The organism is Thermoplasmata archaeon (genome assembly GCA_035632695.1).
GTDB lineage: Archaea > Thermoplasmatota > Thermoplasmata > RBG-16-68-12 > RBG-16-68-12 > RBG-16-68-12.
Genome location: DASQGG010000045.1, coordinates 1 through 3923 on the forward strand (window position 1 = coordinate 1; position 3923 = coordinate 3923).

6 protein-coding genes are annotated in these 3923 nt (G+C 68.2%); 2 read left to right on the forward strand and 4 right to left on the reverse strand.

Going from position 1 to position 3923, the window contains the following annotated elements; genetic code table 11:
* On the forward strand, window positions 1-1130 hold a 1130-nt coding region (locus VEY12_03685; protein ID HYM39235.1), incomplete at its 5' end, for a PHP domain-containing protein.
* On the opposite strand, the gene VEY12_03690 is transcribed toward VEY12_03685, so the two are convergent.
* The 4 genes from VEY12_03690 to VEY12_03705 all read right to left on the reverse strand — a co-directional run bounded on the left by VEY12_03690 (window position 1111) and on the right by VEY12_03705 (window position 3044).
* The gene (locus VEY12_03690) at window positions 1111-1728 is read right to left on the reverse strand and encodes a uracil-DNA glycosylase (GenBank protein HYM39236.1); all 618 of its coding nucleotides are present in this window, start codon (window positions 1726-1728) and stop codon (window positions 1111-1113) included. The two genes, VEY12_03685 and VEY12_03690, sit on opposite strands and share 20 nt — an antisense overlap.
* 25 nt (window positions 1729-1753) lie before the next feature.
* Window positions 1754-2002, reverse strand: a complete 249-nt coding sequence (locus VEY12_03695) for a hypothetical protein (protein ID HYM39237.1) — start codon at window positions 2000-2002, stop codon at window positions 1754-1756.
* 13 nt (window positions 2003-2015) lie between these two features.
* Complete coding sequence (locus VEY12_03700) at window positions 2016-2447, reverse strand: Hsp20/alpha crystallin family protein (GenBank protein ID HYM39238.1); 432 nt, start codon at window positions 2445-2447, stop codon at window positions 2016-2018.
* Between the two features lie 246 nt (window positions 2448-2693).
* Entirely contained in the window at window positions 2694-3044 is a 351-nt protein-coding gene (locus VEY12_03705) for a hypothetical protein (protein ID HYM39239.1), read from the reverse strand.
* A gap of 95 nt (window positions 3045-3139) precedes the next feature.
* Between VEY12_03705 and VEY12_03710 the strand changes: the two genes are divergently transcribed.
* The coding region (locus VEY12_03710) for a D-aminoacyl-tRNA deacylase (GenBank protein HYM39240.1) at window positions 3140-3923 on the forward strand (784 nt) is incomplete at its 3' end.

Consider the following 3923-nt stretch of genomic DNA (forward strand, 5'->3'; position numbering starts at 1 on the left):
TGACCGCGCCGGATGTGCGCGCCGTCCTCCGTGCGTTCACGACCTTCCCCACCGTGAAGCAGGTCTACTCGGAGGGCGAGATCAAATCGAGCGTCCTCGTCGAGTACGCCGGGTACGCTGGCGCCAACCGCTCGCTCCAGGTGGACCTCGAGATCCTGGAGGCCGGTAGCTGGGGTGCGGGCCTCCAGTATTTCACGGGATCCAAGGACCACAACGTGCACCTGCGCGGAATGGCGGTCGGCAAGGGTCTGAAGCTGAACGAATACGGCCTCTTCCGCGGCGAGGAGAAGCTCGCGGGCGCGACCGAGGAGGAGGTCTACGCGGGCCTCGGGTTGCCCTTCATCCCGCCCGAGATGCGGGAGGACCGCGGCGAAATTGAGGCCGCCCTCGAGGGCAAGCTTCCCAACCTGGTCGGGATGACCGATATCCAGGGGGACTTTCACGTCCACACGAATTCCACGGATGGAAGGGAGCCGCTCGAGGCCATGGTGACCGCCGCCCGCGATCGCGGCTATCGCTACGTCGGCATCTCGGACCACAGTCCGTCCGCGGTCGTGGCCTTCGGGCTGACGAGCGAGCGGGCGCTCGAGCAGCGCGACCGCATTCGCGAACTGAATCGGGGACTCAAAGGGTTCGTCGTCCTCGCAGGGACGGAGTGCGACATCTTGGAGGGCGGCGCCATGGACTATCCAGACAGCGTGTTGAAGGAGTTCGACTACGTCCTCGCGTCGATCCACTCGAAGTTCACGCTGCCGAAGAAGGAGATGACCGAGCGGCTCGTTGCGGCCATCGAGAATCCGTACGTGAACGTCCTGGCCCATCCCATGGCTCGGCTGATCGGCGCGCGCGATCCGATCGAGGTCGACTTCGATGAGGTCTTCGCAGCGTGCGCCCGCACCCAGACCGCCATCGAGATCAACGCGGGGCCGACCCGAATGGATCTCACCGGGGCTCAGGCGCGCGCGGCAAAGGCGGCGGGTTGCGTCCTCGCCGTCGACACCGACGCCCACTCAAGCGCGGAACTCGAGGCCATGCGATTTGGGGTCGGTACCGCGCGGAGGGGTTGGCTCACCTCCGCCGACGTCGTCAACGCGTGGCCAATCGACAAGGTCAGGTCCTTCTTCCGGTAGCCCCGCGCCGCCGCGCCGGGCGCTTCCGCCGGCCGAGGCGTCGAGCGGCGGCCCGGAGGTCTCGCCTGAGGGTGCCCTCCAGCTTCCGGTTGTACAACACCGCGGCCGGGTGGTAGGTCGGAATCACGGGAATCGCGCCCAGCCGGAGGATGTGGCCTCGGACGGCTCGGAGCTCAAGCCCCGGGCCCATGAGCCCCCGGAGGGCTGTGGCGCCTAGCGTGACAATCAGCCGCGGCCGGATGCAGGCGATCTGGCCTAGGAGGTACGGGCGGCACGCCTCCGCCTCCGACCGAACGGGTTTGCGGTTCCGGGGAGGACGGCACTTGACCACGTTCGTGATGAAGACGGATTGCCGCGGAAGTCCCGCGGCGCTCAACGCGGCATCGAGGATGCGACCCGCCCGCCCGACGAACGGACGGCCCGCCAGGTCTTCGTCGTGTCCCGGCGCCTCTCCGATCAGAACCAGGTCCGCGTTCGCGGCTCCTTCCCCGGGGACCGCGTTCGTCCGGGTCGCATGGAGCCGACAACGCATGCAGACGCGGATCGTAGCCGCGGTCGCATCCAGGTCTTGCCGTCGGGCGCGCGCGGCCGGGGCCACACGGGCGGGAACGGACTCTGAGGGCTTAGCCCTTCGCGGCTCCGCGGTCCTTGAGCTCCTCGCGGCGGAGGGTGAGCTGCTTGATCTTCGGTTGGAGCCGCTCGATCTTGCGGTCGAATTTCCCCTTGGCCCTCTTGAACCTCCGCTCCGCCTTCACGGGATCCGCGGTGTTCTCCTTCATCGCCTCGCGGGCCCGGATGATGGACTTGCGGTAGCCGGCCTCCACACGCCGGAGATGGTGGAGCTTCTGGTCGACCTTGTGGAGCGCATCCACGGGACCGCCTTCCTCATGCCGACAAGGTGCGCTTGCGGGCGATAACGATATCGAGGACCCCGTTCTTGAACGTGTGCTTGAGGGTGTCGGGGTCCACGTCGGCCGGGAGATCGACGGACGAGTAGTACCTCCGGTCCCCTTCGCCCTGGATTGTGAGCTTCCCCTCGTCGAATCCGACGCGGATGTCGTCCCCCGTGACCCCGGACATCTCCGCGGTCAGGTAGATGGCGGATTCTGTGAGCATGACGTCCACGAGCGGGTCGCGCGTGACGACCTCCGGGTTCTCCACGGCGGGCCGCGAGGGCTCGACCCGGCTCTCGCGCGCGCGGGCGGTGAAACCGTAGATGAAGGGCTCGCGGAACACGCCGAGCTTGCCCTCGAAGGCATCCTTGAGCATGCGGTGGATTGCCCGCCGCGTCTCCTCGAACTCGTCTTCAGGACTCATGGAGCCCGTCCCGTTCCTTCGCTTTCAGACCCCGGGGTGGCGGTCCTCGTCGGACATCCCGAACCCCGATGAATCGATGGATCGGCGCGGTCATATAGTTTTCGTGGGCGATGAACGTTCGCGCATGAAGCGGACGAACGCACACCACGCCCCAGGGCTTCCCATTGGCAACCGGCCCTTCCAAACGATTCTCCGGGAGGATGCAACTCCGCCCGCGAATTTCAACTTTGTTCCATCGCTTCCGCTCTAGCCCGCGGGACCTCCGGGCTTCGCGGACGGCGCGGGCCCGGCCGGAGCGGGCCTCGGCGCAGGCGCGGGTGCGGCCGCCGCCGGCGGCGGCGCCAAGGCGCGCTGCTTCGAGATCTCAAGCCGCTCCAGGAGCATCCGGTACCGCGGGATGCCGACGAACTCGAGGCGGTCGTTGATCACGATCGCGGGACCGAACTTGAGCTTGTACTTCGCCAGGAGGGAGGCGCTCTCCTCGGGCGATTGGAGGCGCACGGTGAGGTCGGGACGGTCCGCCCGCAGCCGCTCGGCGATTTCACGGACGCGGTCCGTCTGGTATCCCTGGACGGACGAGAGGAAAAGGACGTCCATGGTGCTGGTCGCGCGCGGTACCCGGGGAAGGGTCATAAAGTTTGTGCGACGGAGCCGGGCGAAGGCTCTTCCACGCCGACTCGCTCCCCGGTCCCGTGCAGGTGTTCGTCGCATCCGAGGCGGACGAGGCGAGCGTGAACCAGCGAGCCGCTCTGCTCGCCCTCGCGGGATGGCAGGAGGGCCCGCGGTTCGAGGGGATGCCGACCCACCGGCGGCACGACGTCGTCCTCGTCTCGATCCGGGAACATCACTTGTATCGAGACCACCTAGACCGCGACATCCTGGCCGCCTACGGTGAGCCCGCGGCGCTCCTCGTCTACCTCTCGAAGCATCGGTCGGAAAGCCGGACCCCGAGCCTCACGGTCCATCCAATCGGCAATCCCGGCGGCGCGGAGCTGGGCGGCCGCCCGGGGGCGCTCGTGCCCGCCGCACCCCGATGGATGACCGGGGCGCTCCGCCTCCTGAAGCGCGAGGCCCATGGGCTACCCTATGCGGTCACCTTCGAGGCGACGCACCATGGCCCGTACCTCGAGACCCCGACATTCTACATCGAACAGGGGAGCACGGAGAGGGAGTGGGCCGATACCGACGCGTCTGCGGCGATCGCCCGAACCCTCCTCGCGCTCGAGCCCGTGGACGCCGCCGTCGCCGTGGGGATCGGCGGCGGTCACTATGCGCCGCGTCACACGGACGTCGCCTTGGGCCGTCGCATCGCGTTTGGCCACCTGCTGCCGAGTCACGCCCTCGAGGCGGCGAGTGACGAGCTCCTGCACCAGGCCGTCGCCCGGACCCCGGAGGCCACCCTGGCGTACCTGCACCGGAAGAGCCTCTCCAAGCCCGAGGCGCGCGACCTCGAGACCCGCTTGGCCGCCCTGGGAC

Bases quoted from the DNA above. Each gene is read 5' to 3' on its own strand.
- VEY12_03705 (HYM39239.1), bottom strand. From the start codon at position 3,044: ATGGACGTCCTTTTCCTCTCGTCCGTCCAGGGATACCAGACGGACCGC.
- VEY12_03700 (HYM39238.1), bottom strand. From the start codon at position 2,447: ATGAGTCCTGAAGACGAGTTCGAGGAGACGCGGCGGGCAATCCACCGC.